Raw genomic sequence first — 25,751 nt, forward strand, 5'->3', positions numbered from 1 at the left:
GTCAGCCCTGCTTCGGGTGAAGGTCTTCGGGCAGCTGCGGCATGACTTCGCCGCACTTCTGCAGGTTGCCCTCGGCCAGGCTGTGGAAGTCCGCGGCCAGGTCGTCGTAGCTCCAGCCGCCTTCCTTGTACTCGGTCACCACGGGGGCCGGGTGGGAGAACAGCTGCAAACGGTCACCACCGGCGCCGATGGCCTGGCCGGTGATGTCCGCGGCGTCGTCGGAGGCCAGGAAGGTGATGAGTCCGGCGACGTCGTCGGCGGTGCCGAAGCCGAGGTCGTGGCGGAAGAACGCGGGCATGGCCTCGCCGGCTTCGTCGGCCTCGACAGCCTTCTCGAAGAACGGGATGGTCTTGGTCATGGCGGTGGCCGCCACGGGAATGACCGCGTTGACGGTGACACCCGCCTTCTTCATCTCGAGCGCCCAGGTGCGCACCATGCCCACGATCCCGGCCTTGGCGGCGGCGTAGTTGGTCTGACCGAAGTTGCCGTACTGGCCGGTCGGGGAGCCGATCGTGATGATGCGGCCGGCCACGCCGTTCTCCTTGAAGTAGCGGTACGCCTCACGGACACAGGTGAACGTGCCGCGCAGGTGGACCTGGATGACCAGGTCGAAGTCCTCGTCGGTCATCTTCAGCAGCGACTTGTCCCGCAGGATGCCCGCGTTATTGACCAGGATGTCCAGGCCGCCGAACGCGTCAACGGCCCCCTTGACCAGGGCCTCGGCGGTCTCCGTGCTCCCCACGGGAGCGACGACGGCGGTGGCCTTGCCTCCGGCGTCGACGATCGAGGCGACAGCTGCATCGGCGGTGGCCTGATCGACGTCGTTGATGACCACGGCGGCTCCGCGGCGGGCGAGCTCCTGGGCGTAGGCCAGGCCCAGACCCTGACCCGAGCCGGTGACGACGGCGACCTTGCCGGCCAGGGGGGTGGAGGTCGGGGCCGATGTTGCTGCGGAAGTCTCGGTCATGGTGCGCGCTCCTTTGCGGCTTGCTGCTGCGGGGATCGGCCGCAGCGGGAACTCGATCGGGCGACCGTGACGCGCGCCACGATCTCTGCCTTCATCTCAGTCGAAACCGTTGAAAATGTCAACGATTAGGGCAAGGGTGCCGTGGGGGAGAATGGAGAACCCCGGGCGTTGAAGGTGCGAGGCCCCGGGGTCGAGATGTCTGAACGGAGGAGCGATGGTGGCGGTTGATCAGGCGGTGGAGGATCTGGTGCAGCACCAGAACGAGCGATTCGTGGACGCCCGGTTGGCGCAGGAGTCGATGTTCCTGATGAATCGCTTCGGTTCACTCGCCTCCGCGTTGACCAACGGGTACCTGCGCGACCTGGACCTCAAGGTGCGGCACTACTCGGTGCTCTCCCTGGCCAGCGAGGAACAGCCCCCCACACAGCGCGAACTCAGCGACTTCCTGGTGTTGGATCCGAGTCAGGTGGTGGCGCTCGTGGACCACCTGGAAGGTGCCGACCTGGTTCGGCGTGAACCCGATCCGCGCGATCGGCGGTCCAAGATCATCGTCCCCACGGACCGCGGCCGCGAGGTGCTGCTGCAGGCGGAGGCCCAGGTCGGGGCCGCTTCGGACCGTCTGCTGTCCAACCTGACGGAGGCCGAGCAGGCCGAATTGCAGGGACTTCTGCGCAAACTTGCCTCCCGCTGACCCTGGACCTGTGACGGGTGGCACATCTAGGATCGCCAATTAGTTGAAAAGTTCAACGATTGCCGGTTGCGGTGGCGCTCCTTCGAACGCGGGGTTGGCCTCGGTGTGCCGGCGGCGGAGGAGGACGCGTGCGCAACACCGGCATCGGATCATGGTTGGACCGCCGATTGGAACGTTCCGGTTCCAAGACGGCCGTGATCGACGGCGAGAACACCCTCACCTACGTGCAACTGCGCGACCAGGCAGCGCGGATCGCCTCCGCGCTGGACGCCGCGGGCGTGCGACAGGGCGACCGGGTTGCGCTGCTGGGGGAGAACAGCGCCGAGTTCGTGACCGCCTTGTTCGGCACGGAAATGCTCGGTGCGGTGTTCGTTCCGCTCAACACCCGACTGGCCCCGGCTGAGATCGCCTTCCAGCTCGAGGACTCCGAGGCCAAGGTGCTCATCCACGACGTCGCGCTGACGCAGCTGGCGGCGGCCGCCGTCGCGAATCTCGGCACCGACCTGCCGCGGTGGACCACGCAACCCAACCAGGACGGAACCCCATCCCTGGGGGAACTCACCGCCGAGGTGCAGCCGTGGGCCGAAGATCGTGAAATCGGGCTGGACGACCTGGCCGTGATCCTCTACACCTCCGGAACCACGGGTCAGCCCAAGGGTGCGTGCCTCACGCACGGCAACTTCACCTGGAACGCCTACAACGTGCTGGTGGACTTCGACGTCGCCTCCACGGACGTCTCGCTGCAGATCTCGCCGATGTTCCACGTGGCCTCGCTGGGCATGGGGGTCCTGCCGGTGCTGCTCAAGGGCGCCACCCTGGTGGTCGAGTCCAAGTTCATCCCCGGCCGCGCGCTGGAGCTGATCGAGCAGCACGGCATCACCTGGCTGGCGGGTGTGCCCACCACGTACCAGATGCTCACGGAGGACCCCGCGTGGGAGACCACGGACATCTCCACGGTCACCAAGATGACCTGCGGGGGTTCGGCCGTGCCCATGCGGGTCATCGAGGCCTACGAGGAACGCGGTCTGCACTTCACCAACTGCTACGGCATGACCGAGACCTCACCCGGGGTCACCACGCTGCCCGCGGACCGCTCGCGCGAAAAGGCCGGGTCCTCCGGCATCTCCCAGTTCTGGACGGACTTCCGCATCGTGGACCCCATGGGGGAGACGGCACCCTCCGGGGAGCCGGGCGAAATCCTGGTGGCCGGCCCCAACGTCATCAAGGAGTACTGGAAGCGACCCGACGCCGTCACCTCCTGGGAGGACGGCTGGTTCCGTACCGGGGACATGGGTTACACCGACGACGACGGCTTCCTGTACATCTCCGACCGGATCAAGGACATGATCATCTCCGGCGGTGAGAACGTTTACCCGGCCGAGGTCGAGGCCGCGATCCTGCGTATGCCCTCCATCCAGTCCGTCGCCGTGGTGGGAGTCCCGCACCAGAAATGGGGCGAGGTCCCGCACGCCGTCGTGGTGCTCCGGGACGGCGCACAGCCCATCACGGACCAGGACCTCCAGGACCACCTGGCTGACAAGCTCGCCCGCTACAAGGTGCCCAAGACGCTGACCATCGTGGAGGAACTGCCCCGGACGGCTTCCGGCAAGATCCGCAAGAACCTCCTGCGCGAACGCTTCTCCTGACCCTTCACCGGAGGGCCCGGCCTTGTACGGGCCTTCCGGGGCGGGCGGCCCGCGGTTACATTGAGGCCGTGGAGCTGGACCCGTACGTCGAGCGATTCGCCCTGACGACCTCTCGCATGATCGGCGAGAACCTGCACACCGGCGTCAGCGTCGGTGAACTGGCCGATGCCGCCGGCTACAGCCCGTTCCACTTCAGCCGCCTGTTCGCCAAGGTCTTCCGGACCTCACCCACGCGCTACGTGAGCGCGGTCAGGTTCCATCGTGCCAAGCAACTGCTGTTGGCCCAGGACCACCCCGTGATCGACGTGTGCCACGAGGTCGGCTTCAATTCACTGGCCACCTTTTCCCGGCGCTTCCTCCAGGCCGTGGCGGTCACGCCCGGCAACCTGCGCTGCGTCGCGGACCGTCTGGGGGAGACAGAGATCCCCGCGTTCGCGCTGGGGGACCAGGCGGCCGTGGCCACCGGGCGGGTGATCTTCACTCCCGAGCAACGTGCGGCCCTGCGGGACGACCTGGTGCACCGGGAGCCGCTGGTCTGGATCGGAACCTACCCGCAGCCGGTTCCACTCGGGCGGCCGGCCAGCGGAGTTCTGCGCCGGGGAGAGGGCGAGTTCTGTCTCCCGATCACGACGACGGCGCCGTGGGTGCTGGCCACCGCGTACCCCGCATCGGCGGACCCCGCGCAGCAATTGGCGGCCTCGGTGCCCATGGTCGGCATGTATCCGGGCCCCGTGCGGGTGACGCCGGGAGAGGTCAGAGGCGGGACGGACATCCACTTCCGGACCGCGCTGCCCTGGGATCACCCCGTGTTGACCGCCCTGCCCTCCCTGGCCGGGGCGCCGTCGTAACCGTCCCCTTCCCGCGGCCGTCCCCGCCGCCCCCGAAACCACGCCGAGACCTCCGTTCCGGCCCATTCCGGGGCTCGGATCGGGTCGGAACGGAGGTCTCGGCACAAGGCGGCCGTGATCAGGAGAGCAGGATCGGACAATCACCCGGGGGTAGCTCTTCTTAGGCTGACAGTGTTCACCTCAAGAGGCCGCTCGGACAGGCCCAGAAGCGTAGGAGTGAGAACCATGTCGGCATCACCACGTCCCACCGGAGTACCCACGTGGCTGGACCTCATGGTCCAGGACGTAGAGCGCGCCAAGACGTTCTACGGCGAACTCTTCGGCTGGGAGTTCGAGGACCAGGGCGAGGACTACGGGCACTACACGATCATCCAGAAGGACGGCGTACCCGTGGGCGGCCTCATGGCAGCCATGGATCAGCAGGGCAACCCGGTCGAGGCGGATTCCGTGTGGACGCTGTACCTGGCCGTCGAGGACATCGAAAAGACGGTCGCCGACGTGCAGGCAGCCGGGGGCAATCTGTGCATGGGCCCCATGCGGGTCCCGGGTTCGGGTCACATGGCGGTGATCAGTACGCCTTCCGGGGCTGCGGTGGGCCTGTGGCAAGCGGTCGAATTCAGCGGCTTCGAACTGCCCCTGAAACCCGGGACGGCCGTGTGGTTCGAGGCCATGACGTCGAACTTCGACGCCGACCTGGCCTTCTACCGTGACGTGTTCGGCTGGGACATCGCCTGGATGGGAGCGGAAGGCGGAACGGACGAGTTCAAGTACGTGACCAACGGGGCCGGGGAGAGTTCCGTCGCAGGCCTGTGCGACGCGCACATGTTCTTCGACGACGGCCGGTCCTACTGGCGCACGTACTTCATGGTCGAGGACACGGCAGCCGCCGTCGAGAAGCTCACGGCCGCGGGTGGCCGGGCCACCGACGGTCCGGAGGACACCGAGTTCGGGCGCATCACCACGGTCCCGGATCCGGAAGGTGCGACCTTCCAGCTGCAGCAACCGCTGTGACCCGCGCGCAGTACGTCCGCACTTGACCGGCTCCATCGGTTGCCCAGCACTTTCTGTGGCAACCGATGGGGCCGCGGTTCAGCCGCCCCGTGCCCCCACAGTCCGTCGTCAACCCGTTCAATTCCACGGACTAGGGTGGGTCGGGTGCTCGCCTGGATCGAATCCCTGCCCTTTCTGTGGGCGGTGCTGTTCTTCTGGGCGGTGGGGATCGTGCGCACGTCGATCGTGTTCGGTCTGGGGCGCGCAGCCGCCGAGGGTTCCCGCCGCAGCATGGGCTTCGTCCAACGGGTGATCGAATCCCCGGCCTACATCCGGGCTGCGGGGTTCGTGAACCGCTGGGGTGTCCTGGCGGTTCCGGCCTGCTTTCTGACCGTCGGGTTCCAGACCGCCGTCATCCTCACCACCGCGTTGACCCGGATGCCGCTGACGCGCTGGATCCCGGCGATGCTGGTCGGCACGTTCCTGTGGGGCTGTATCTACGGAACGGTCGGCATGGCCGTCGTGCGGGCCTGGCTGGCCAATCCCGTGATCACAGCCGCAGTGGTCGTGACCCTGGCGTTGGCCGGGGTGGTGGTCCACCTGGTGACCCGGGATCGGTCGAACGCCGCTCCCGAGGACACCTGATCACACACCCATTTCCTCGTACAGTCCGGCGATGCGCGTGCGTTCGTCGTTGAGGAAGGTCTCGAGTTCGGGCCCGTCGAGGTAGTTCTCGGTCCACGAGTTGCGGTCCACCGCGTTTTGCCACTCGGGGGTCTCGATGGTTTCGCGGACCAGTTCGGTCAGGTTCTCGCGTTCCTCGTCGCTGATTCCGGGAGGGGCCACGATGGCGCGCCAGTTGGCCAGGTCGACCTCGTAACCCTGCTCGCTGAGCGTGGAGATGTCCACGCCGTCCATGCGCTGGGGTGCGGCCAGACCGAGAGCCTTGAGGCGCCCCGATTCGATCTGGTCCGCGACGTCCTGGTACCCGGAGGTGGCTGCGTCCGCTGTTCCCGTGATCAGCGCCTGCGTGGCCTCGCCGCCGCCGGAGTTCGGGAGGTAGGAGGTCTTGGCGGGATCCACCTCGGCCGCCAGGGCGAATTCCGACATCACCAGTTGGTCGAACGAGCCGCCGCCCGTCCACACGATGGACCCCGGATCCTTCTGCCAGTCGGCCACGAGGTCGTCGATGGAGTCGTAGGGCGAATCAGCGGGCACGACGACGACGTCGTACTCCTCCACCACCCGTGCGATCGGGGTGACGTCGTCGTGAGAAACCGGGGAATTGAGCTGTTCCACGCCGGCCACCAGGCCGGCGCCGGTCACCATGATCGAGGACGCATCGCCCTCCATGGTCGAGATGCGACCCAGGCCGATCGTGCCGGCAGCGCCCGGAACGTTGACCACCTGCACGTTGCCCACCAGGTTGTTGGAGGTGTCCGCCTGCTGCATCTCACGCATGAACGTGTCCCAGCCGCCGCCGGGGCCGGCCGGAGCCAGGTAGGTCATGTTCGCCCTGATGTCCTCCCCCTGTTCCGCCGCCCGGACGGAGAAGGCCGTGGCCACCCCGACCACGACGACGGCGAAGATGGCCCAGATGACCAGGGGCAGAGGGCGACGCTGGCCGGTGGCGGGCTTCGTCTCGGTAGGCGTGCTCACAGTAGGTCCTCGGACTCGAACGGACGTGACAGGTCGGCGCCGTCATATGACACGGCTCACATTGGGGATCACTGTACGTGCTACCAGGCCCATCACGCACATGTGCGGCGGGTGCGCCCCCACCCAAACGTCATGCACTCTCGACCAACTCGTACGGTGTGTGCGACATCACACTGTGGGCATGGGTGAGACACAGCAGACCAACAGTTCCTACGTGGTCGTCGGTGCCGGGACGGCGGGCTCGATCGTCGCCCGCAGACTCGTTGAGGCGGGCCACCGCGTCACGGTGTTCGAGGCGGGCAGCAACGACGACAATCCCGCGATCCACCAGGTCTCCCGGCTGGGCGAGCTGTGGCACTCCGAACAGGACTGGGACTACCGGACGGTTCCCCAGAAGAACTCGGACGACCGCGTGATCCACTGGCCCCGGGGCAGGGTGCTCGGTGGTTCCCACGCCCTGAACGCCGCGATCTGGGTCCGCGGGGCGGCCTCCGACTACGACGGTTGGGCGGATGACGGCTGCCCCGGATGGTCCTGGGCCGAGGTCGAACCCTGGTTCAAGGCGCTCGAAACCTACACCCCTCCGGCGGGGCAGCAGCCCGCGCCCACCCGCGGGACCGATGGCCCGGTGCCCGTTCGACAGGACTACGTGCGCAACTCGATCTTCGATTCGATCATCGAGGCGGCCGGGCAGGTCGGGGTGGAGTACAACCCCGACTACAACGCGGGGACCCTGGACGGGATCTCCCAGCAGCAGGTCAACGTCCGCGACGACCGCCGGTTCAACACGTGGATGGCGTTCCTCAAACCGATCCTGGACAACCCGTTGCTGACCGTCATCACCGGCGCCCACATTCAACGATTGGTGATCGAAGACGGCGCCGTGCGCGGTGTGCGCTACTCGCCGCTGGAGGACCCCGACGGCGTGGGTGAGGAGCTGCGGGCGGACGAGGTCATTCTGTGCGCGGGCGCCCTGGACACCCCCAAGATTCTGCTGCGCTCCGGTGTGGGCCCTGCTGAGCATCTCCGGGACGTCGGAATCACCGTGGAGGCGGACCTTCCCGTGGGGGAGAACCTGCACGACCACCTGTTGGCCCCGGTCATCGCCGAGACCACGGGGCGGGAGATCGAGCACCCGGAGACCGACTGGTCCGTGACCCAGACCCACCTGTTCTGGCGCTCGCGGCCTGACCTGTCCGAGCCCGACACCCAGCCCATTCACTTCTCCGTGCCGATGTACGACGACGGCATGGAGGGTCCCGCGAACGCCTTCACCTTGCACGCGGGTCTGGTCCGCCCCTACTCGCGGGGCACCGTGCGACTGACCGGCGCCAAGGTCTCCGACCCTGTCGAGCTGGATCCCAACATCTTCGAGGACCCACGGGACCTGCCCGCTCTGATGGCCTCCTTCCGGCAGGCGCGGGACATGGTTGCCGCGCCGGCGCTGGCGGAGGACTGGGGCGCCGTCGAGGTCTATCCGGGGGCCGAGGTCTCCGCGGGAGATGCAGAGGAGACCTACGTCAAGCGGTGGGTGACCACCTACCACCACCAGGTCGGAACGTGTCGGATGGGATCCGGGCCGGAAGCGGTGGTCTCCCCCGAGGACCTGCGGGTCCGCGGACTCGGCGGGGTGCGGGTGATCGATGCGTCGGTGATGCCCACCGTGCCCACGGGCAACACCAACGCACCCACGGCGATGATCGCGCTCAAAGGGGTCGCTGCGGTCTTGGGGATCGTATCGCCCGAGACTGCGCGCCCGGAAACGGGTGAGCTGTGACGGTGCAGGTCTGACCCACCCCGTGGGCGCGGCCCCGTCCGGTAGCGTGAACTGCGCCTCGGGCAGGTCGCGTCCACTTTCGAGTGTGCACTGCGCGAGGGGTCCGTCGCCGAGCCCGGAAGGTCCAGAATGCGCGTGCTGATCGCCCCCGACAGCTTCAAGGGAACGTACACCGCGGTGGAAGTCGCCCGCGCCATCGCGGCCGGGGTACGCGAAGCGGGTGGCCAGCCGGTGGAACTGCCGGTCGCCGACGGCGGGGAGGGCACGATGTCGGCGGTGGCATCGACCACCGGTGCCACCCTCCATTCGGTCCAGGTGACCAATCCCTGGGGAGCGCCCGTGACGGCCGAGTACGCGATCACCCGGGACGGCACGGCCGTCGTCGAACTCGCCCAGGCCAGCGGGATCACCGTTCAACACGACGGCGCACGAGACGCCTTCACCGCGGACACCTACGGCACGGGGCAGGTCATCGTGGACGCGATCAAGCACGGGGCCCGGCGCATCCTGGTCTCGGCCGGTGGTTCCGCCACGAGCGACGGGGCCGAAGGAGCCATTCGGGCCATCGAGGAGGCCGGCGGCCTCGCGGGCGTCCCGATCACCGTGCTCACGGACGTCACCACGCCCTTCGAACGCGCGGGAGAGGTGTTCGGCCCCCAGAAGGGGGCGGATCCGGAAACGGTCGAACGGATCACCGCCAGACTCCGTGACCAGGCTGCGGCATTGCCACGTAATCCGCTGGGTGTTGCCCGCACGGGGGCCGCCGGTGGATTCTCCGGTGGCATGTGGGGCCGCTACGACGCCGAACTGGTCTCCGGTGCCGAATACGTCCTGGACTTCGTGGACTTCGACCACGCGGTGGCGCAGGCCGACGTCGTCGTGGTCGGAGAGGGCCGGCTGGACTCCCAGACGGGGGAGGGCAAGATCATCGACGCGATCCTGAACCGAGTCAACAGCGTGCGTCCGGGACTGCCCGTGGTCGCGGTCGTGGGATCCGTGGACGAGGACCTCGGCGCGTACCGCGAGAACTTTGCCGACGTGATCGTGGCGACTGATGCCGAGCGCATGCGGGCCGCGGGCCTGCGCATCGCGAGCAGCTGAGGGATGGCACGCAATGCACTGACCTGGCTGTGGATGCTGTGCCTGGCCGGCGCCCTGACCCAGGGTGGACTGAACCTGCTGCGGCCCGTGACCAGTTACAAGCTGATCGCGCTGGGGGCCGGTCCGGTGACCATCGGTCTGGTGACGGCTGCCTACGCGCTGCTGCCGTTATTCGCGGCGGTGTGGTTGGGACGTGTGTCCGACCGCATGGCCTCCCTGCGGCTCATGTTGAGTGCGGGGGTTGCGGCCCTGACCCTGGGCGGCGTGGCCCTGGCCCTGGCCCCGAACATTGCGGTGGTCGCCGTTGCCAGCGCGCTGTTGGGCATGGGGCACCTGGCCTTCACCGTCGCCGGGCAAACCACGATCGCACGCACCGCGGCCAATGACGCCTTGGACGCCGGGTTCGGGTGGTTCACGGCCTCCTACTCCATGGGGCAGATGATCGGCCCGTTGCTGGGCGGCGCGCTCCTGGGGACGGCCTCCGTTGCGGTGGAGCCGGAGAGCATGGGGCGGGTGAATCTGGCGTTGTGGGTGGGTGCGCTGTTGGCCGCGGCGGCGCTGGGCCCGGTCGCCCTCAAGTTCGGTGGCGCGCCCTTGCGCGATGTCACCGCCTCCGCGGAGGAGGACGGCAGGCCGTCGGTGGCCCGCATCCTGGGCATGGGCGGTGTGGTGCCCTACATGGTGGCCTCCATGGGGCTGCTGGCCATGCTGGACATCCTCACGGCGTTCCTGCCCGTGGTGGCGGAACAGGCGGGCGTGGCGCCCGTCGTCGTCGGTGTCTTGCTGGCTATCCGTGGAGGGGCGTCGATCCTGTCGCGTGTGGTCCTGCCCTGGCTGTCCCGGCGCTTCCGGCGGACCGCCATGCTCAAGGCGAGCCTGGTCATCTCGGCCACCACCCTGGCCGTGCCGCCTTTGTTCATCCAGAACGAATGGCTCGCGGCGCTCTTCCTTGCCGCGGGCGGGTTCTTCCTTGGCCTGGGGCAGCCGCTGACCATGACCATGATCACGACGACGGTCCCGGACAGTTGGCGGGGTTCGGCCCTGGCCGTGCGCCTCATGGCCAACCGACTGGGTCAGGTCGGAATGCCAGTCCTGGCCGGCGCGGTGGCCGCACCGTTGGGTCCTGCGGCGGCGATCTGGATGACCTGCGCGGTCCTGGCGGGTTCCGGGGTGGAACGGATTGTGAGAGACCGGCCACAGTCAGGGGTCTGAGTCCCGGTCGCCTCGAACCCGCTGACCAGGGCATTTGGGTGCCGCCCAGAACGAATCCAGGGCGTTCACCGGTCCCGTCGATCGGAATCACCGAAGCATCCCACGATGTGTCCATAGGGCCCGAGCACACTTCAGTGCACGCCCACCGTTCGGGTGATGCACGGGGATGAACGATCCCGGTGTGCCACAGCACCCGCCCGGTGGGCTGCCAAGCCCCATATTGGAACCGACCCCCAGGAGTCACCGTGGCCGCCCTGACCCGCGCCGTACAGAACGCTCGCACGAGCACCCGATCCGAGTTGACGGGGAGGGTGGTGAAAGTACTCGGCCCGCACTGTGCTGCCCTGCTCGCCGAGCGCACCGGCAGCGGTGACACCTTGGACGAGGAAGTCGTGCTGCACGGACCCGAAGGTTGGACGCGGGACCTGTGTGCGGGACAGTCCGTGCACGCCGTCGGCGAGTGGGCGGAGATCGATTGGCGTGCCTGGAGCACTCGCGAGCGATCCCGGTTCCTGGGTGTTCCTGATCGGCTGCAGTTCCGGGTGAACACCGCCGATGTCCACGGCATCCCCGTCCCCCGGGCGGCCTGAGGCGCGCTCCGGTCCGGCCCGGTTTCAGGCGGGCCCGGCGGACCCCGCCGGGTAGTCCTGCACCGGCACCGCACCGTTGGCGATTCCCGTGATCGCGGGCTCCACGATGCGCCATCCCTGTTCCGCGGCGTCCCCGTGGACGGAGAAGGCCGGATTGCCGTCCAGCAGCCACCGCACGACGTTGCCGTAGGCGCCCAGCGTCTGAGTGCCCGTCGAGGAGGACAGGGACAGCCGCGTGAGACCACGGACGTCGAAGGGCCCACCGGCGTTGACTTCCATCGTGATCTCACCGTCCTGGAAACCCAGACGGAGGACGTTCGGAGCCCCCTCGCTGACGCCGTCGATGATCTGGGGCGCCGGTCGGAAACGCACGACGATCTCCTGTCTGGGAGAGCCGATGGCCTTCCCCGAACGCAACGTGACGGGCACGCCGTTCCATCGCCAGGTGTCGACCTCCACCGTGATCTGGCCGAAGGTCTCCGTGCGGCGGGACGGGTCCACGCCCTCCTCCGCGACGTAGTCCGGGAGGTCGCGACCGCCGACCGATCCGGCGGTGTATCGCCCGGCCACCACGGAGTCCTCGACCGCACCCGCCAAGTGGGTGTGGCGCAGGACGTGGCTGACCAACGCGGGGATTTCGTCGTCGTCCAGGGCCGCGGGCGGGCTCATCATCAGCACCCCCATCACCTGGAGCAGGTGTGACTGGAGCATGTCCCGGATCGCTCCGGTGCTGTCGTAGAACTCGGCCCGGCCTTCCAGCCCCAGGGTTTCGTCGAAGGTGATCTGGATGGACTCGACGTGCTCCCGGTTGAGTACAGGCTCCAGGATCCGGTTGGCCAGACGCAGTCCCACCATGTCCAGTACGGCGGGCATGCCCAGGAAATGATCGACGCGCAGGATCCGGTCCTCCGGGACGATGCGGGCGGCCGCCTTGTTGAGCGCTGCCGCACTCTCCTGGTCCGTCCCGATCGGCTTCTCCAGGGCGATCCACAAATCGTCCAGTCCCTCGATTTCCGAGAGCGTGCCCAGTGCTTTTTCGGTGACGGCCGGGGGCAACGCGTAGTACAGCACCACGCGGCCCTCGACGACGGCGAGCAGGTCCCGTAGGTCGGACAGATCGGTGGTGTCGCCCTGGACGTAACGAGTCTTGGCCAGCGTCCTCTCCACGGCCGGTCCGTGGGCCTCCACCGACTCGAACGCCTCGCGGACGGTTTCCGCCCAGTTCGGGTGTTCCCTTCGCGCCGTTCCCACGACCAGGACCTCTCGATCCGGTTCCAGCGTGAGCACTTGTCCGAGACCGGGCAGGAGCAAGCGTTCGGTCAGGTCGCCGCTGGCCCCGACGATCACCAAGGTGATCGGCCGGGCATGGTTGCGATGACGGGCGACGCCGTGCGAGGTGTCCATGAACAGGAGCCTACTTATCAATGCGGTAGGTACGCGTCATCCGCCCCTGGGCATCAGGCCGGGTCGCCCGCCGCGGCGCGCTGCATGACCGAGGCGTCCAGGCGGGTCATGGTCATCATGGCCTCGACGGCGCGTTTGGCGGCCGCGCGGTCCTCCAGCATGAACAACTCGTTGACCCCTGGCGGCACGATCTGCCAGCTCAGCCCGAACTTGTCCTTGCACCACCCGCAGGGAGCCTCGGACCCTTCACGGGTCAGCTCGGTGTAGTACCGATCCGCCTCCTCCTGCGAATCGCACTCGAGCACGACGGAAACGGCTTCGTCGACCGCGAAGTGCGGTCCGCCGTTGATGATCTGGATGTTCTGGTCGCCGATCCGGAAATCCACCACCAGGACCTGCCCCTCCGTGGTGTGCGGGTTGCCGCCGGGGTCGGTCATGACGTTCGTGATCTCGCAGTCCTCGAACACGGACGCGTAGTACTCGGCGGCCTCCAGACCGTTGTCGTCGAACCACAATGACGTCGCGGTTTTGCGTGCCATGGCTGCTGCTCCTATTCGGCGTCGTCGTGACTGGTGCTTCCGGGGAGTCCCGTCACGGTGGTCAGCAGGAACACGGAGTCCTCGTGCGCCGTGACGCCGTGGCGGTGATGGGTCAGGGCGGCGATCTGTCCTTGGGAGAGCTCGTCCGTCTCCTGGGCCGTGACGGCGAGCCTTCCCTCGAGGACCAGAATGCTCGCGGCCGGCGGGGAGTTGTGTTCGGCCAACTGGGTGCCCGCGGTCAGGGCCAGCAGCGTCTGCCGCAAGGGTCCGTCGTGGATCAGGAGGCGAGCTGCCCGACCGTTCTCGTTGGAGCGGGCCTCGGCCATCAATTCGCGTGCTGTGCTCTGAAACGTGTCCATGGCCACAGTCTTCCTCAGGTGGTGGGCCTCACGCATTCTGTGCCCGGGCGGGTGCGCGGGGAAACCCGCGCACCCGCCCGCAGCGGCCGTGTCAGTGGTACTGCGCAGGAATTTCCAGGAGCTGGAAGGAGGCCCCTTGAGGGTCGGCCACGGTGGCCAACCGCCCCCAGGGGGAGTCCACGGGCCCGTCCAGCAGGGCAGCGCCCAGGGCGTCGACCTGGGCCAGGGACTCGTCCAGGTTCGCCACGCCGAAGTACACCCGCCAGTACGAGTCGACGTCGTCCGGCAGGAAACCGGCCGCGTCACACATTCCAGCCGCAGTGCGCTCGCCGGTGCCGTGCGTGACGTACCTGAAGTCGGCGTCGTCACCGGGCATCGCGTGAAGATCCCACTCAAGTGCGTCCCGGTAGAAGACCGACGCCGCGTCGAAGTCCTTGGTCATGGTCTCGAACCACACGGGTGCACCCAGGGTGGCGCAGATTTCCAGGCCGTCGAACGTGTCGGGCTGCCACAGACCCACGACGGCGCCCGCGGGGTCACTCAGAACCGCCATGCTCCCCAGGTCGCCGACGGGCATCGGCGGGATGAGCAGCTGACCGCCGTGTTCCGTGACGGCTGCGCAACGGGCCTCGATGTCATCCGTGCGCAGGTACACCGTCCAGTTGGTGGGTGCCTGCGGCTTTTCGGTGGGTCCTTCGGGCCCGGAGAGCGAGGTCATGGCGCCCGCGACCGGGAGCCCGTCCTTGAGCACCACGCGGTAGCCGCCGAATTCGGGGTTGCCCTCCGGGAACTCCCACCCCAGCAGCTGCGAGTAGAACGCGATCGCGCCGCCCACGTCGTGCGTGGTCAAACCGATCCAGACCGGGCCGCCTTCGACGGCCACCGGTTTCTGCGCGGGCATGCGCACTCCTTCCGTCCTGACCGGGGCCGATCCCCGGCGAGTGAGGATCAGGATAGGGCCAGGGCACGGGTGGGCTCGGAGGAATCTCTGGAAAGATGTCGCCTGACCCGTAAGGAGTACCGTGAGCCTTCCTTCCTTGAACCTTCCCGCCCTGTCGCATCCCGACGGGTCACCCGTCCGGGTGCTGGTCGTCGACGACGAACCCTCCCTGGCGGATCTGGTGGCCATGGGGTGCCGCATGGTCGGGTGGGAGACCCGCATCGAGCACGCCGGCCGCGCCGCCGTCGAACAGGCCAAGGAATTCGTGCCCGACGTGCTGGTCCTGGACTGGATGCTCCCCGAATACGACGGCCCGGAGGTGTTGGCCAAGATCCGTCGCACACAGCCGCACGTCCCCGCCCTGTTCCTGACGGCCAAGGACTCGGTCGAGGACCGGATCGCGGGCCTGTCGGCCGGGGGCGACGACTACGTCACCAAGCCGTTCTCCATCGAGGAGGTCCTGCTGCGTCTGCACCGCCTGGTGGAACGCTCCGGAGTGACCGCCCAGGAGGCCGACGAACTCGTCGTCGGGGACCTGGTGCTCAACGTCAGCACCCGGGAATGCACCCGCGGCGGGGAGCAGATCGAATTGACGGACACCCAGTTCCAGCTGCTGCGCTACCTCATGGAGAACCCCAGGGCCGTGCTCTCCAAGTCCCGGATCCTGGACGCCGTGTGGGACTACGACTTCCAGGGGCAGGCCAACATCGTGGAGCTCTACATCTCTTACCTGCGCAAGAAGATCGACGCCGGGCGCAACCCCATGATTCACACGGTCCGGGGTGCCGGGTACGTGATCCGACCCGCGTGAACGGCACGTCCGCATGAGCCAGAGACTCCCGTTCCGCAGGACCTTGGCCTTCCGCACGGTTGCCGGTGTGGTCCTGTTGCTGGCGGCGGTGCTGACCGTCACCGGACTGGCCATCACGGCCACGGCCGAACGCACCCTCGACTCGCAGCTCGATGATTCGGTGCGGCAGGCCATGGCTCGCTCGGCTGCGTTCACCGGCGGGGACCCGGCGCTCGCGGAACAACCGGCCGCGGGCCCGTCGCCGGGCGCATCGCCGATGCCCACGCCGGGGAGCACGAGCACGGCCCAACCGGAGGAGTCGGGAGGGGACAGCGCTCATTGGGACCGCGATCCCCTGGAGACCCCGGGGCAACCGGTGGGCGTCGTGTCCGTCGTCGTGGAGAACGGCAAGGTCCAGCGGGCCACCTGTCTGAGCGACGAAGGCTCCGCCGAGGAGCTGTCCGATGCGGACATCGAACTCTTGACCACCGCGGGAATCGTCAACGACGTGTCGGCCGCGACTCCGGAGGAGATTGAGCACGCCCCGCTGAAGGACATCGAACTCTCCAGAGGGGATTACCGCGTGGGGGTTGCGGGGCCACTTTCCCAGGCCGGAGCACCGGCCGCTCCCACGCAGGACACGGACTCCGGCACCGCTGAGTCACAGCGGTACGTGATCACCGGCCTGCCCTCTCAGCAGGTCGATCACACGCGGGACGTCCTGTTGGCCACCATCCTGGGCGGTTCGGCCGCAGCGCTCCTGGTCACCGCTCTGCTCGGATTCTGGTGGATCCGGCGATCACTGCGTCCGCTGGCCAAGGTGTCGGAATCCGCCGCTGACGTGGCCGCCCTGCCGCTGGAGTCGGGCGAAGTCCCGGTTCGGGACCACCTGGTCCGCGGTGACCTGGCCCAGCCGGGTACGGAGATCGGCGACGTCGGGTATGCGCTGAACCTCCTGTTGACCAACATCGACGACGCACTGCAGCAACGCAACGCGTCGGAGGCCCAACTCCGCCAGTTCGTGGCGGACGCCTCCCACGAGCTCCGGACGCCGTTGGCCTCCGTGCGCGGCTACGCGGACATGCTGCGGTTGAGCGAACAGCTCTCTCCGCAGGGGCGGGCCTCCCTCGACCGTCTCCTGGCGCAGGCCCAGCGGATGGGTGGCCTGGTCGAGGACCTGCTCCTGCTCGCCCGGCTCGACGCGGGCCGGGCACCGGAGTGCAAGCAGGTGGACCTGGGGGAGATCGTGGCCGAAGCGGTCATGGACGCCAGCGCCGCCGGAGCCGATCACCGATGGGACCTGGACGTCCCGCCGGAACCAGTCACGGTTTCAGGGGATTCGCGGCAGCTGGCCCAGGTGGTGGCCAACCTCTTGTCCAATGCTCGCAAGCACACTCCCGCGGGCACCCGGGTGACCGTCACCCTGGAGTCCGCCGGGCCCCAGGCGATCCTGCACGTCGACGACGACGGCCCCGGTGTGGCGGCGGAGTTGCAGGAGCACCTGTTCGACCGGTTCGCGCGGGGTGACCAGGCACGGACTCACGCACCGTCAGGTGATGAGACACGCGAGGGCACCGGTGAAGATTCGACCGATTCCGCAGTGGAAGGTTCTACGGGACTGGGCCTGGCGATCGTGCGGACCGTCGTGCAGGCCCACGGGGGCGAAGCCACGGTCATCTCGCCGCGGCCCGGTTCCCGTCGCGGGGCCCGTTTCACGGTGCGGTTACCTCTCGCGTGACCTGACCAGGGAGGCCTCAGTTCACCTGGTCGACTTGACCGCCAGGACCGGCGCGTTGGCCTCGAGCAGCAACTGCTGTGCTGCGCTGCCCAGGAACAGCTTGCCCACGGGGCTGCGGTGCTTGATCCCGACGACGATCAGCGAAGCATCCACCTCACCGGCCACATCGAGCAGGTCACCCGTGGCGTCGCGGCCGCGGGGCTCGGGGAAGCGGTGGGTCACCGACACTCCCTCCAGCTCCGGGGTGTCCGGGTCCAACTGCTGACCGTCCAACTGGAAGATCACAGCGTCCTCGCCGCGGTGCTTGGCTTCGACAAGCCCTGCCGCCAGGGCGGCTTCACTCTCGGGGCTGTTGCTACGGGCGATGACGACGGTCATTGGTCCTCCATGGTCCGGGCTGGCAGTATGCTTCCCTGTGACCTGCATCATACTGGTGCGGCGGGGGTGATTTCCTCGCATCGTTCCGGTAGGTCCTCGCACCACTTCGCGGCCCTGTAACCCACGGATCACCCCAAGGACCATTGTGAGCCCATCCTCCACGAACAACGCTCCGGAGCATTCCGGGCACCCGCCCGCGGTCCGAGTGCCGGAGGCGGACGGCCCCGTGGCCGTCGGTGAACCGCGGACGTCTCAGACCCCGGAGCGCTCCGGGTTCATGGCGGGTCGCAGCGGCTTGGTGGTTCCCCTGGTCCTGGCCGGAATCAGCACGTATCTGGTGTACGGCATCGTGACGATGTCCGTCCCCGAGGACACGGAGTTCCCCGGCCCCCGGTTCTACCCGCTGCTGCTGGCGGTCGCGGGTTACGTGTTGGCGCTGCTGCTGGTTCTGGAGATTGTGCGCAAGCCGTCCCCGCCGGACGAGAGCAACAGCCTGGGTGTCTACCGCTTCCATTCGGACTGGACAGCACTGGCCTGGCTGGTCGGCGGGTTCCTGGTGTTCTCCGTGGGCCTGGAGTTCCTGGGGTGGATCATTGCCGCGGCGCTGCTGTTCTGGTGTGTGGCGCGCGGGGTTGGTAGTCGGCGTCCGCTGTTCGACATCTCCCTGGCCCTGGTGGTCTCGAGTTTGATCTATCTGGCCTTCGCCGTCGGCCTGGGGCTAAATCTTCCGTCCGGCTTGTTGGGAGGGCTCTGACATGGAATCACTGGGCATGTTGGCCGAAGGTTTCCAGGGCGCACTGACGCCCATGAACCTCCTGTGGGTGCTGGTCGGGTGTCTCCTGGGCACCGCGGTGGGTGTTCTGCCCGGGCTCGGTTCGTCCATGGCCGTGGCGCTGCTGCTGCCCATGACGTTCGCGCTGGATCCCACGGCGGCGTTCATCATGTTCGCCGGCGTCTACTTCGGCGGTCTCTTCGGCGACTCCACCATGGGCATCCTGATGAACACCCCGGGGCAGGGCTCTGCCATCGCCTCGACCTTCGAGGGGCACAAGATGGCCCTCAACGGGAGGGCCCCGCAGGCCTTGGCCACCGCGGCGATCGGTGCGTTCATCGGCGGCATGACGGCCTCGATCGTGGTGGTGTTCCTGGCCCCCAAGCTCGCCGAACTCTCCGCGCTGTTCGGCCCGCAGGAGTTCTTCGCCTTGGCCCTGTTCGCCTTCGTCGCCACGTCGTCGGTGGTGTCCGACTCCGCCATCAAGGGCCTGGCCTCCTTGGTCATCGGACTGGCCATCGCCACGATCGGTATCGACGCGATGTCGGGTGTGGAGCGCTTCACTCTGGGCGCGCCGCAGATCTTCGACGGGATCTCGCTGGTCACCGTGACCGTCGCGATCCTGGCGCTGGGCGAGGTGCTGCAGGTCGCGTCGCGGATCAAACGCGACCGCGACGGCAAGCAGGTCGATGCCTCCGGGCGCCCCTTCCTGAAGGCTCATGAGCTCAAGGAGGCCGCCCCGGCCTGGGCCCGTGGCACCGCGATCGGTCTGCCCTTCGGCGTCATTCCCGTCGGAGGATCGGAGGTCCCCACCTTCATGGCCTACGACGTCGAACGCCGCCTGGACCGCCGTCGGCACGACCCGCAGTTCGGCAAGGGCGCGATCCGTGGTCTGGCCGCGCCCGAAGCTGCGGGCAACGCGACCACCGGAACCGCCATGGGTGCGCTGCTGGCCCTCGGGTTGCCGGTGTCCTCGACCGCGGCGATCATGCTCGCGGCCTTCCAGCAGTACGGTCTACAGCCCGGTCCGTTGCTGTTCGAACGAGCGCCGGATCTGGTGTGGGCGTTGCTGGCCAGCTTCTTCGTGGCCATGGTCGTCCTGCTGATCCTCAACCTGCCGTTCGCCCCGCTGTGGTCCAAGCTGCTGCTGATCCCCAAGCCGTACCTCTACGCGGGAATCACCGTGTTCTGTGGTTTGGGCGTCTACGCGACCTCGGGCCGGATCTTCGACCTGCTCCTGCTTCTGGGCCTGTCCCTGCTCGGCTTCCTCATGCGCCGCTACGACGTGCCGTTGGCACCGCTCATGATCGGCATGGTCCTGGGGCCGCTGGCCGAGTCCAGCCTGCGCGATGCGCTGCTGAGTTCGGGCGGTGACTGGTCCGTTCTGGTGACCGGACCCATCCCGCTGGTGCTGTACGGCGTGCTGCTGATCATCATCGCCCTGACCGTCCGGTCCAAGGTGGTCAACCGCACCGCTCGGGACGTCTGACCCCGCGGTCGACGTCGCGCGTTGCTCGCGTCCCCGGCTGATGGCGGTGCGAGGTCCTCAGTCAACGGTCGAGGTGGCGGTGGAGGGTGCTCCTTGTGTTGCGGCGCCGGAGGTGACCGTGAGCGTGCCTGCCAGGCCGAGCGCCCATTGCCGGGCAGGCCTTGGGGCCCGCGGTGACAGTGAAGTCGCCCTGTGCAGGAGACAACCACCGAGCACCATGTCGGCCAGGGCATCAGCCTGGGGCTGGTCCGCTCCCGCCAGCTCTCCGCGTGTGACCGCGCGGTCGAGGATCTCGGCGAGGACGTCACGGGTGGGTTGCAGCAGAACCTCGTCCAACACCCCGAGCAGTTCGGGGTCGTGCTGGGCCTCGGCGAGCAGCCCGAGGATGACCGGGCCGACCTGTGCCATCAGCTCCTGCAAGCACTCGATCTCGGCCGTCAGATCGCCGACCAGGGACCCGGTGTCCCCCAGGTCACTCCCGTCGTCGTTGTTGACGGGGGAGAAGGTCCGTGCGGCGGCGAGCACCAGGTCTCGTTTGCTCGGCCACCTGCGGTAGAGGCTGGCGGTCGAGGCGCCCACGTGCTTGGCAATGGCCGCCATGGACACGGCACGGTAGCCGTGGGTGGAGATCAGTTCGACGGTTGCCTGGAGGAAACGGGCCTCCAGGGTTGTGTCCACGGGTCTGCCCATGGGGCGGCTCATGCCCGTGTGCCTTCCAGCTGGGTCATCATCTCGCGCAGACCGTTGTCGAGGCTTCGGTAGGTGACGCCGAGCTCGTCCTGGGTGCGCGTGGTGGCCAGGTGAAGGGGGTGACCGATGTTGTCGCGCGCGTAATCCCGGGTCAGCCCGATGAGTGGCGCGATGAGGACGGCAAGGGGCTTCGGCAGCGCGCGGGTGGCCACGAGTCCCGGCCGTGCCGCGTGTGGTCGGAGCAGCCGTCCGACGCGCACCAGGTCGCTGGCTTCTGCGGCCACCAGGTATCGGCCGTGGGCGGTGGGGGTGTAGGCGGCGGCCAGGTGCGCGGCAGCGACGTCACGGACGTCGACGAACGTCATGGCCAGGTTCGGCACCCCGAATCGGCCGCGGCCATCGGTGAGTTGTCCCACGATGGTGAAGCTGTCGCTCGTGGGCTTGTCGTTGAGGGAGGGGCCCAACACCAGGGCGGGATTGACGGTGACCAGGTCCCACCGGCCCTGCCCCTCGGCGAGGTCCCAGGCAGTCTTCTCCGCCATCGTCTTGGAGTACGAGTAGGGCTCGTGGGTGAGGCTGGACGTCGTGTTCCAGCAGGATTCGTCCAGCTTGCCGTCGGTGGTGGACAGTTCGGCGGCGTCGCCATACATCGCGGCGACCGAACTCGTGAGGACCACGCGACGCACGCTTGGGGTGCGGTTGGCCGTGGTGAGGACGTTCGTCGTTCCCCGGACGGCCGGATCGACGAGATCCCGCTGGGCGTCCTTGACGTCCCGCACGAACGGGGAGGCGGTGTGGAAAACCACCCGGGTGTCCTGCATGGCCCGGTCGAAGGAGCCCTCGGTCAGTAGGTCTGCATCGAAGAAACGGATCTGCCCGGGGGACTGATCGGCAATGGCGGTCAAATGCGCCAGTCGCGCGGAATCGGAGGAATCGCGCACTGTGGCATGAACCGTCACGCCCGCCTCGAGCAATGACTTGATGATCCATCCGGCAACGTATCCGGTTGCGCCGGTGACAAGGGCGGGGGCGGTGGTGTCGACGTGGTGGTTCACGGCTTCTCTTTCATCGGGTGTGAACCAGACTGCCTCCCAATAGAAAAGAAATCAAGTCGTTTCATAAGTGATAGAGTCGGCGCAGGAGCGGGATCAGTTGCCTACCCGCCGCGATTCCGATCGATCGGAGAGTGTCATGGACACATCAGCCAACCGCCGCATCATCCTGCTGGGTGCCACCGGATACACCGGAGGCCTGGTCGCCCAGGAGTTGGTCGACCAGGGCGCTCGACCGGTGCTCGCCGGCCGTGATGCAGGTCGACTGCAGGACCTTGCAACCCAACTGGGCGGCCTGGAGACCGCAGTGGCCGACGCGGGTGATCCGGACAGCCTCCAGCCCCTCATGGGCCCCGGGGACGTGGTCATCTCCACGGTGGGTCCCTTCGAGCGGTTCGGGCACCACGTGGCGGAGACCGCGGCACGTGCGGGCAGCCACTACCTGGATTCGACCGGCGAGGTCGGCTTCGTCCAAGGCCTGGTGGACAACCTGGACGGCACGGCCAAGGCATCGGGCTCAACCATGCTCCCGGCCTTCGGCTTCGACTACGTCCCGGGGCTGCTCGCCGGTGCGCTCGCGGCCCGAGACGCCGGTCCCGAGATCGACACCCTGCGTATCGGCTACTTCCACATCGGGCCCATGAACCCCCTGGTGGACCTGAGCGCGGGGACGCGGCAAACCCTGCTCGACGCCGGCGGAACACGCATGCCCATGTGGCGCAACGGCACCTCGGTTCAGGTGCGCCCCGGGTCGGCCAGTGCAACGTTCACGGTGGCCGGGCAGCGGCGGAGAGCCGTCAGGCTGAGTGGAACCGAGGTCGTTTTCCTACCTCGTGGTGTTCCCGGTCTGCGCACCGTGGACGTCTACAACGGATGGTTCCCCGCTCGCCCGGCCCAGGCGTTGATGGCCGCATCCGGTGTGACGGCCAAGCTCCCGCGAGTGCCCGGGGCTCTTGCCGACAAGGTGAAGGGTCGGATCGTCGGCCACGGCGGGCCCGATGCGCAGCGGCGTGAGCGCCAACGCATGGGCGTTGTGGCAGTGGCCCTCGCGTCCGACGGCACCGAGCTGGCCGAGGTGCACCTGGAAGGCCCCAACACCTACACCCTCACGGGGCGCCTGTTGGCCTGGGGTGCGCGGGAACTCGCGGCCGACACCTTCCCCCATGGCGTGTGGAGCCCCGTGGAGGCCTTCGGGCTGCAGCGGCTCAGCGACGGTGCAGCGCAGCTCGGACTGACCCGTGTGGATCACTGACGACTCCCAGCAGGTGGGCCGTTGACTACGCCGCGCGCGTGGGCCGCTGCGCCGCTTCCTCTGCCGCCTCCAGTCGATAGCCCACGCCGCGGACCGTTTTGAGGCAGTTCTTGGTGTCGTGCTCGGCCAGTTTGGTTCGCAGCCCGGACACGGCCTGATCGACCACGTTGGACTCGAGTTGCTCGGCCGGATCCCAGACGGATTCGAGCAGCTGGTCCCGCGTCAACGTCCGGCCCGCGTTGCGCACCAGGACCGTGAGGAGCCTGAACTGGACCGGCGTCAGGTCGAGTTCCCGGTCGTGGGCCAGGGCCCGATGCCCCATGAGGTCCACTCGCAGGGGCCCGTTGCTGAGTTCATCGGGTTCCCACGTTGCCGGCCGCCGCGTCAGTGCTCGCAGACGTGCGCGCATCTCCACCACGCTCACGGGGGTGGGGACGACGTCGTCGGCACCGGCTTCCAGCGTCTTGGCCACGGCTTCGCCGTCGGCCTCGTGCGCCAGGACGAACACGGGGGTGTGAATTCCGTCCGCGCGCAGGGTTCGGGTGACCAGGGTGTCGTAGGTGCCTGCAGCCTCGACCGTGATCACGACGGCGTCGGGTTGGAGGTCCACGCAGGACCAGGAGAGTTCCGAGGGGCGTTCGATCCGCTGCACGGTGTCCGCGGCATCGGCCCATTCTGGCGTCGTCGATCGGCTGGCACCCGCGGAAGTCAGGTCCACAGTGAAAACTCGCATGAAAAAAATATCGACGGACTTCCTGTGCCGAGCCTGTGGCGGTTGCTTGCCCTGCCTGAGCACTTCTCCACCGCTCTGACCAAGGCGCACGGCGGTGGAAAGGGCCCACACGTTCGGCCGGGCTGATGACGACGGCGTTCCGGGGGGGCCTGTTCCTGTCGGCGCGACATGTCCTGGACATGTCAAAGACACGGAGGGGCCGAAAGGTTGTCGTCGTTCCTGCGGCCCATGTGGTCGCGACGACAGGTGCCGTTGCCACGAGACAGCATTCGAGGACGCGGTGCCGGACTGATGTACACCGAAGAACTGGAGAAGAGATGACCACCATGACCACGCCCATGACCCGCCGTCGCGCCCTGCTCCGCCGGGGAGCGGTCGGCCTGGGTGGCGCAGCCCTGGTGCTCGGCGCGGGCTTCGCTGCCGCACCCGCGCAGGCTGCAGACACGGGTGTCTCCACCCTGGAACAGATCAAGAGCTGCGAATCCGGCGGGAACTACTCGGCAGTGAACGCATCCTCGGGTGCTTCGGGGGCCTACCAGTTCCTGGATTCCACGTGGCAGTCCCTGTCCGCTTCCGCCGGGTACTCCACTGCGGCAAGCGCCCCGGAATCCGTGCAGGATGCGGCCGCCCTGGAGCTCTACAACGCTCAGGGCACCAGCCCGTGGGCGGCTTCCGAGTCCTGCTGGGCCAGCGCTTCGGGTGAATCGACCTCGAGCACGACTTCGAGCGCCGATTCCACCACTGCCTCCACCGCCGAGTCCTCCACTGCGTCGACTGACTCCTCGCAGACCTCTGTCACGGTCCAGGACGTCGCGACCACCGAGACGGCCGGGGCCTCCTCGGAGCAGGCTTCGACCACGCCTTCCGCGACGGCTGAGGCTCCCGCGACCGGTGCCGTTCAGCAGCCGATCCAGGGTGCGCCTGCCGAGCAGGCCGTCGTTGCCGGTGAATTCGGGCAGGCTGCTCCAGCGCAGCCCGCCGCCGGTGCACCGGCGGGTGACGCTCAGGTCCCCGCAGGCGCTGCCTGCTGACCTTTCGCCGCGGTCGGTCCTGATTCATCCGATCAGGCCAGGCCGCCCGGAAGAATCCGATCCCCGTGGGAGCTGTCGAGGTTGCTCCCACGGGGATCGTCCATGTCCGCGGTCGGCGGTCAGTCCTGCCCGTGGTCCAGAATGGCCCGCGCCCGGGCGACCACCGGGGCCTCGACCATGGAACCGTCCACCGACGTCGCGCCGTCCTCCGCGTGGATGACGGAACGGGCCCACTCGATCTCGTCGGCCGTGGGTTCGAAGGCTTGGGTCACGGCCGGGACCTGGTCCGGGTGGATGCAGGCCTTGCCCGTGAATCCGTCCTCCTTGGCCAGACGGGCTGCGACCTGCACCGGACGGAGGTCCCGGAACTGCGGGGTGGGGGAGTCAAGGGGGCCTGCCAGCCCCAGCGCTCGTGACACGGTCACCAGTCGCGCGCGGGCCGCGTCCATGGTTCGTGAGTCCAGTGTGCAGCCGAGATCCTGTGCCAGGTCCAAGGTGCCGGTCGCGAACCGGATCAGGCTGTCCTCGGCCGCCAGGTCCTCCAGGCGCAGGAGTCCGGCCGCGGATTCGATGGTCCCGACGATGCCCTGGATCTGCGGCAAGGTGCTTCGTACGGCCCGGATCTGAGACGGCTCTTCGAGCTTGGGAACGACGACGGCGTCCAGCAGCCCGAGGTCGCCGATCCCCGCGAGCATCCGAAGATCTTCGCTCCCTGCCTGCGTGCGGGGGGAATTGACGCGAACTCCCACGGGGGCGGACAGAGCGCCCACCTCGCTGTTGCCCGTGAGCAACTCCGCGAGGTTCTCACGCGCCTGGCTCTTGTCCTGGAGGGCAACCGCGTCCTCGAGGTCGACGATCACCACCTGCGCCCCCGAGCTCTGGGCCTTGAGCACCCTGTCCGGGCGGCTGGCCGGGGCGAACAGTGCGGTTCGAGCGGTGCTCAACAGGGGCGTCGTCGTCATGGCCCAAGCCTAGATGTACCTGGCCATGACGTTGGTAGCAGCGGGTCGGGTTGAACGAGGGAGAACCTCCGAGTGGGATGTGGCTTGTCTAAGGCCCACTCCACCCCGGAGGTTCTCATGTCCCACGGTAGTGCCCGCCTG

At 68.0% G+C, this 25,751-nt stretch carries 26 protein-coding genes; 15 read left to right on the forward strand and 11 right to left on the reverse strand.

The window, feature by feature from the left end; genetic code table 11:
• Window position 1: 1 nt before the first annotated feature.
• Entirely contained in the window at window positions 2-967 is a 966-nt protein-coding gene (locus tag EDL96_RS10495) for an SDR family NAD(P)-dependent oxidoreductase (protein WP_123825878.1), read from the reverse strand.
• Window positions 968-1,184: 217 nt separating this feature from the next.
• Between EDL96_RS10495 and EDL96_RS10500 the strand changes: the two genes are divergently transcribed.
• From EDL96_RS10500 to EDL96_RS10520, 5 genes are all read left to right on the forward strand, one after another.
• The gene (locus EDL96_RS10500) at window positions 1,185-1,658 is read left to right on the forward strand and encodes a MarR family winged helix-turn-helix transcriptional regulator (protein ID WP_233568843.1); all 474 of its coding nucleotides are present in this window, start codon (window positions 1,185-1,187) and stop codon (window positions 1,656-1,658) included.
• Window positions 1,659-1,786: 128 nt separating this feature from the next.
• Complete coding sequence (gene menE, locus EDL96_RS10505) at window positions 1,787-3,304, forward strand: o-succinylbenzoate--CoA ligase (protein WP_123825882.1); 1,518 nt, start codon at window positions 1,787-1,789, stop codon at window positions 3,302-3,304.
• 68 nt (window positions 3,305-3,372) lie between these two features.
• A complete protein-coding gene (locus EDL96_RS10510) occupies window positions 3,373-4,152 on the forward strand; it encodes a helix-turn-helix transcriptional regulator (protein ID WP_123825884.1) in 780 nt (259 codons plus the stop codon).
• Window positions 4,153-4,377: 225 nt separating this feature from the next.
• Window positions 4,378-5,163, forward strand: a complete 786-nt coding sequence (locus EDL96_RS10515) for a VOC family protein (protein WP_123825886.1) — start codon at window positions 4,378-4,380, stop codon at window positions 5,161-5,163.
• 144 nt (window positions 5,164-5,307) lie between these two features.
• The gene (locus tag EDL96_RS10520; protein WP_123825888.1) at window positions 5,308-5,787 is read left to right on the forward strand and encodes a DedA family protein; all 480 of its coding nucleotides are present in this window, start codon (window positions 5,308-5,310) and stop codon (window positions 5,785-5,787) included.
• Here the strand turns inward: EDL96_RS10520 and EDL96_RS10525 are convergent, their stop codons facing one another.
• Entirely contained in the window at window positions 5,788-6,801 is a 1,014-nt protein-coding gene (locus EDL96_RS10525) for a tripartite tricarboxylate transporter substrate binding protein (protein ID WP_233568844.1), read from the reverse strand. It lies immediately after the preceding gene.
• Window positions 6,802-6,982: 181 nt separating this feature from the next.
• Between EDL96_RS10525 and EDL96_RS10530 the strand changes: the two genes are divergently transcribed.
• From EDL96_RS10530 to EDL96_RS10545, 4 genes are all read left to right on the forward strand, one after another.
• Entirely contained in the window at window positions 6,983-8,578 is a 1,596-nt protein-coding gene (locus tag EDL96_RS10530) for a GMC family oxidoreductase (RefSeq protein ID WP_123825890.1), read from the forward strand.
• A gap of 129 nt (window positions 8,579-8,707) precedes the next feature.
• Window positions 8,708-9,679: a glycerate kinase gene (locus tag EDL96_RS10535; protein ID WP_123825892.1), complete on the forward strand. Its 972-nt coding sequence runs from the start codon at window positions 8,708-8,710 to the stop codon at window positions 9,677-9,679.
• Window positions 9,680-9,682: 3 nt separating this feature from the next.
• Window positions 9,683-10,891: an MFS transporter gene (locus EDL96_RS10540; RefSeq protein WP_123825894.1), complete on the forward strand. Its 1,209-nt coding sequence runs from the start codon at window positions 9,683-9,685 to the stop codon at window positions 10,889-10,891.
• Between the two features lie 245 nt (window positions 10,892-11,136).
• The gene (locus tag EDL96_RS10545; protein ID WP_123825896.1) at window positions 11,137-11,481 is read left to right on the forward strand and encodes a hypothetical protein; all 345 of its coding nucleotides are present in this window, start codon (window positions 11,137-11,139) and stop codon (window positions 11,479-11,481) included.
• A gap of 24 nt (window positions 11,482-11,505) precedes the next feature.
• Here the strand turns inward: EDL96_RS10545 and EDL96_RS10550 are convergent, their stop codons facing one another.
• The 4 genes from EDL96_RS10550 to EDL96_RS10565 all read right to left on the reverse strand — a co-directional run bounded on the left by EDL96_RS10550 (window position 11,506) and on the right by EDL96_RS10565 (window position 14,684).
• Entirely contained in the window at window positions 11,506-12,885 is a 1,380-nt protein-coding gene (locus tag EDL96_RS10550) for a glucose-6-phosphate dehydrogenase (protein WP_123825898.1), read from the reverse strand.
• Window positions 12,886-12,938: 53 nt separating this feature from the next.
• Window positions 12,939-13,424 (reverse strand): VOC family protein, encoded by a 486-nt coding sequence (locus EDL96_RS10555; protein WP_123825900.1) that lies wholly within the window; start codon window positions 13,422-13,424, stop codon window positions 12,939-12,941.
• A gap of 11 nt (window positions 13,425-13,435) precedes the next feature.
• Window positions 13,436-13,783 (reverse strand): cupin domain-containing protein, encoded by a 348-nt coding sequence (locus EDL96_RS10560; RefSeq protein ID WP_123825902.1) that lies wholly within the window; start codon window positions 13,781-13,783, stop codon window positions 13,436-13,438.
• Between the two features lie 91 nt (window positions 13,784-13,874).
• Complete coding sequence (locus EDL96_RS10565; protein WP_123825904.1) at window positions 13,875-14,684, reverse strand: VOC family protein; 810 nt, start codon at window positions 14,682-14,684, stop codon at window positions 13,875-13,877.
• A 121-nt stretch (window positions 14,685-14,805) separates the two neighbouring features.
• Between EDL96_RS10565 and EDL96_RS10570 the strand changes: the two genes are divergently transcribed.
• Window positions 14,806-15,534 (forward strand): response regulator transcription factor, encoded by a 729-nt coding sequence (locus tag EDL96_RS10570; protein WP_123825906.1) that lies wholly within the window; start codon window positions 14,806-14,808, stop codon window positions 15,532-15,534.
• 13 nt (window positions 15,535-15,547) lie between these two features.
• Window positions 15,548-17,251 (forward strand): sensor histidine kinase, encoded by a 1,704-nt coding sequence (locus tag EDL96_RS10575; RefSeq protein WP_123825908.1) that lies wholly within the window; start codon window positions 15,548-15,550, stop codon window positions 17,249-17,251.
• Window positions 17,252-17,272: 21 nt separating this feature from the next.
• Here EDL96_RS10575 and EDL96_RS10580 read toward each other — a convergent pair whose 3' ends face one another.
• The gene (locus EDL96_RS10580; protein ID WP_123825910.1) at window positions 17,273-17,629 is read right to left on the reverse strand and encodes a universal stress protein; all 357 of its coding nucleotides are present in this window, start codon (window positions 17,627-17,629) and stop codon (window positions 17,273-17,275) included.
• Window positions 17,630-17,774: 145 nt separating this feature from the next.
• On the opposite strand from EDL96_RS10580, the gene EDL96_RS10585 reads away from it, so the two are divergent.
• A complete protein-coding gene (locus EDL96_RS10585) occupies window positions 17,775-18,383 on the forward strand; it encodes a tripartite tricarboxylate transporter TctB family protein (RefSeq protein WP_325049556.1) in 609 nt (202 codons plus the stop codon).
• Window position 18,384: 1 nt separating this feature from the next.
• Complete coding sequence (locus EDL96_RS10590) at window positions 18,385-19,890, forward strand: tripartite tricarboxylate transporter permease (RefSeq protein WP_123825912.1); 1,506 nt, start codon at window positions 18,385-18,387, stop codon at window positions 19,888-19,890.
• Window positions 19,891-19,947: 57 nt separating this feature from the next.
• Here the strand turns inward: EDL96_RS10590 and EDL96_RS10595 are convergent, their stop codons facing one another.
• Both EDL96_RS10595 and EDL96_RS10600 read right to left on the reverse strand, forming a co-directional pair.
• On the reverse strand, window positions 19,948-20,592 hold the full coding sequence (locus tag EDL96_RS10595) for a TetR/AcrR family transcriptional regulator (protein ID WP_123825914.1): 645 nt from the start codon (window positions 20,590-20,592) through the stop codon (window positions 19,948-19,950).
• Window positions 20,589-21,635: an NAD-dependent epimerase/dehydratase family protein gene (locus EDL96_RS10600; protein WP_123825916.1), complete on the reverse strand. Its 1,047-nt coding sequence runs from the start codon at window positions 21,633-21,635 to the stop codon at window positions 20,589-20,591. Before EDL96_RS10600 ends, EDL96_RS10595 begins: the two co-directional genes overlap by 4 nt.
• A gap of 136 nt (window positions 21,636-21,771) precedes the next feature.
• Between EDL96_RS10600 and EDL96_RS10605 the strand changes: the two genes are divergently transcribed.
• Window positions 21,772-22,884, forward strand: coding sequence for a saccharopine dehydrogenase family protein (locus EDL96_RS10605; RefSeq protein ID WP_123825918.1), 1,113 nt, complete (start codon window positions 21,772-21,774; stop codon window positions 22,882-22,884).
• 25 nt (window positions 22,885-22,909) lie between these two features.
• On the opposite strand, the gene EDL96_RS10610 is transcribed toward EDL96_RS10605, so the two are convergent.
• A complete protein-coding gene (locus EDL96_RS10610) occupies window positions 22,910-23,617 on the reverse strand; it encodes a response regulator transcription factor (RefSeq protein WP_123825920.1) in 708 nt (235 codons plus the stop codon).
• Between the two features lie 317 nt (window positions 23,618-23,934).
• On the opposite strand from EDL96_RS10610, the gene EDL96_RS13905 reads away from it, so the two are divergent.
• A complete protein-coding gene (locus EDL96_RS13905) occupies window positions 23,935-24,648 on the forward strand; it encodes a transglycosylase family protein (RefSeq protein ID WP_325049557.1) in 714 nt (237 codons plus the stop codon).
• A 119-nt stretch (window positions 24,649-24,767) separates the two neighbouring features.
• Here the strand turns inward: EDL96_RS13905 and EDL96_RS10620 are convergent, their stop codons facing one another.
• Window positions 24,768-25,610 (reverse strand): HpcH/HpaI aldolase/citrate lyase family protein, encoded by an 843-nt coding sequence (locus EDL96_RS10620; protein ID WP_123825924.1) that lies wholly within the window; start codon window positions 25,608-25,610, stop codon window positions 24,768-24,770.
• Window positions 25,611-25,751 lie beyond the last annotated feature (141 nt).

The sequence above is a fragment of the Kocuria soli genome, from assembly GCF_003797835.1.
In the GTDB taxonomy this organism is placed as follows: Bacteria; Actinomycetota; Actinomycetes; order Actinomycetales; family Micrococcaceae; genus Kocuria; species Kocuria soli.

What these genes read in the sequence shown, in the direction of transcription:
- EDL96_RS10495 (WP_123825878.1), bottom strand. Translation starts at nt 967, where the DNA reads ATGACCGAGACTTCCGCAGCAACATCGGCCCCGACCTCCACCCCCCTG.
- EDL96_RS10515 (WP_123825886.1), top strand. Translation starts at nt 4,378, where the DNA reads ATGTCGGCATCACCACGTCCCACCGGAGTACCCACGTGGCTGGACCTC.
- EDL96_RS10530 (WP_123825890.1), top strand. Translation starts at nt 6,983, where the DNA reads ATGGGTGAGACACAGCAGACCAACAGTTCCTACGTGGTCGTCGGTGCC.
- EDL96_RS10535 (WP_123825892.1), top strand. Translation starts at nt 8,708, where the DNA reads ATGCGCGTGCTGATCGCCCCCGACAGCTTCAAGGGAACGTACACCGCG.
- EDL96_RS10540 (WP_123825894.1), top strand. Translation starts at nt 9,683, where the DNA reads ATGGCACGCAATGCACTGACCTGGCTGTGGATGCTGTGCCTGGCCGGC.
- EDL96_RS10550 (WP_123825898.1), bottom strand. Translation starts at nt 12,885, where the DNA reads ATGGACACCTCGCACGGCGTCGCCCGTCATCGCAACCATGCCCGGCCG.
- EDL96_RS10555 (WP_123825900.1), bottom strand. Translation starts at nt 13,424, where the DNA reads ATGGCACGCAAAACCGCGACGTCATTGTGGTTCGACGACAACGGTCTG.
- EDL96_RS10560 (WP_123825902.1), bottom strand. Translation starts at nt 13,783, where the DNA reads ATGGACACGTTTCAGAGCACAGCACGCGAATTGATGGCCGAGGCCCGC.
- EDL96_RS10565 (WP_123825904.1), bottom strand. Translation starts at nt 14,684, where the DNA reads ATGCCCGCGCAGAAACCGGTGGCCGTCGAAGGCGGCCCGGTCTGGATC.
- EDL96_RS10575 (WP_123825908.1), top strand. Translation starts at nt 15,548, where the DNA reads ATGAGCCAGAGACTCCCGTTCCGCAGGACCTTGGCCTTCCGCACGGTT.
- EDL96_RS10580 (WP_123825910.1), bottom strand. Translation starts at nt 17,629, where the DNA reads ATGACCGTCGTCATCGCCCGTAGCAACAGCCCCGAGAGTGAAGCCGCC.
- EDL96_RS10590 (WP_123825912.1), top strand. Translation starts at nt 18,385, where the DNA reads ATGGAATCACTGGGCATGTTGGCCGAAGGTTTCCAGGGCGCACTGACG.
- EDL96_RS10595 (WP_123825914.1), bottom strand. Translation starts at nt 20,592, where the DNA reads ATGAGCCGCCCCATGGGCAGACCCGTGGACACAACCCTGGAGGCCCGT.
- EDL96_RS10605 (WP_123825918.1), top strand. Translation starts at nt 21,772, where the DNA reads ATGGACACATCAGCCAACCGCCGCATCATCCTGCTGGGTGCCACCGGA.
- EDL96_RS10610 (WP_123825920.1), bottom strand. Translation starts at nt 23,617, where the DNA reads ATGCGAGTTTTCACTGTGGACCTGACTTCCGCGGGTGCCAGCCGATCG.
- EDL96_RS13905 (WP_325049557.1), top strand. Translation starts at nt 23,935, where the DNA reads ATGACCACCATGACCACGCCCATGACCCGCCGTCGCGCCCTGCTCCGC.
- EDL96_RS10620 (WP_123825924.1), bottom strand. Translation starts at nt 25,610, where the DNA reads ATGACGACGACGCCCCTGTTGAGCACCGCTCGAACCGCACTGTTCGCC.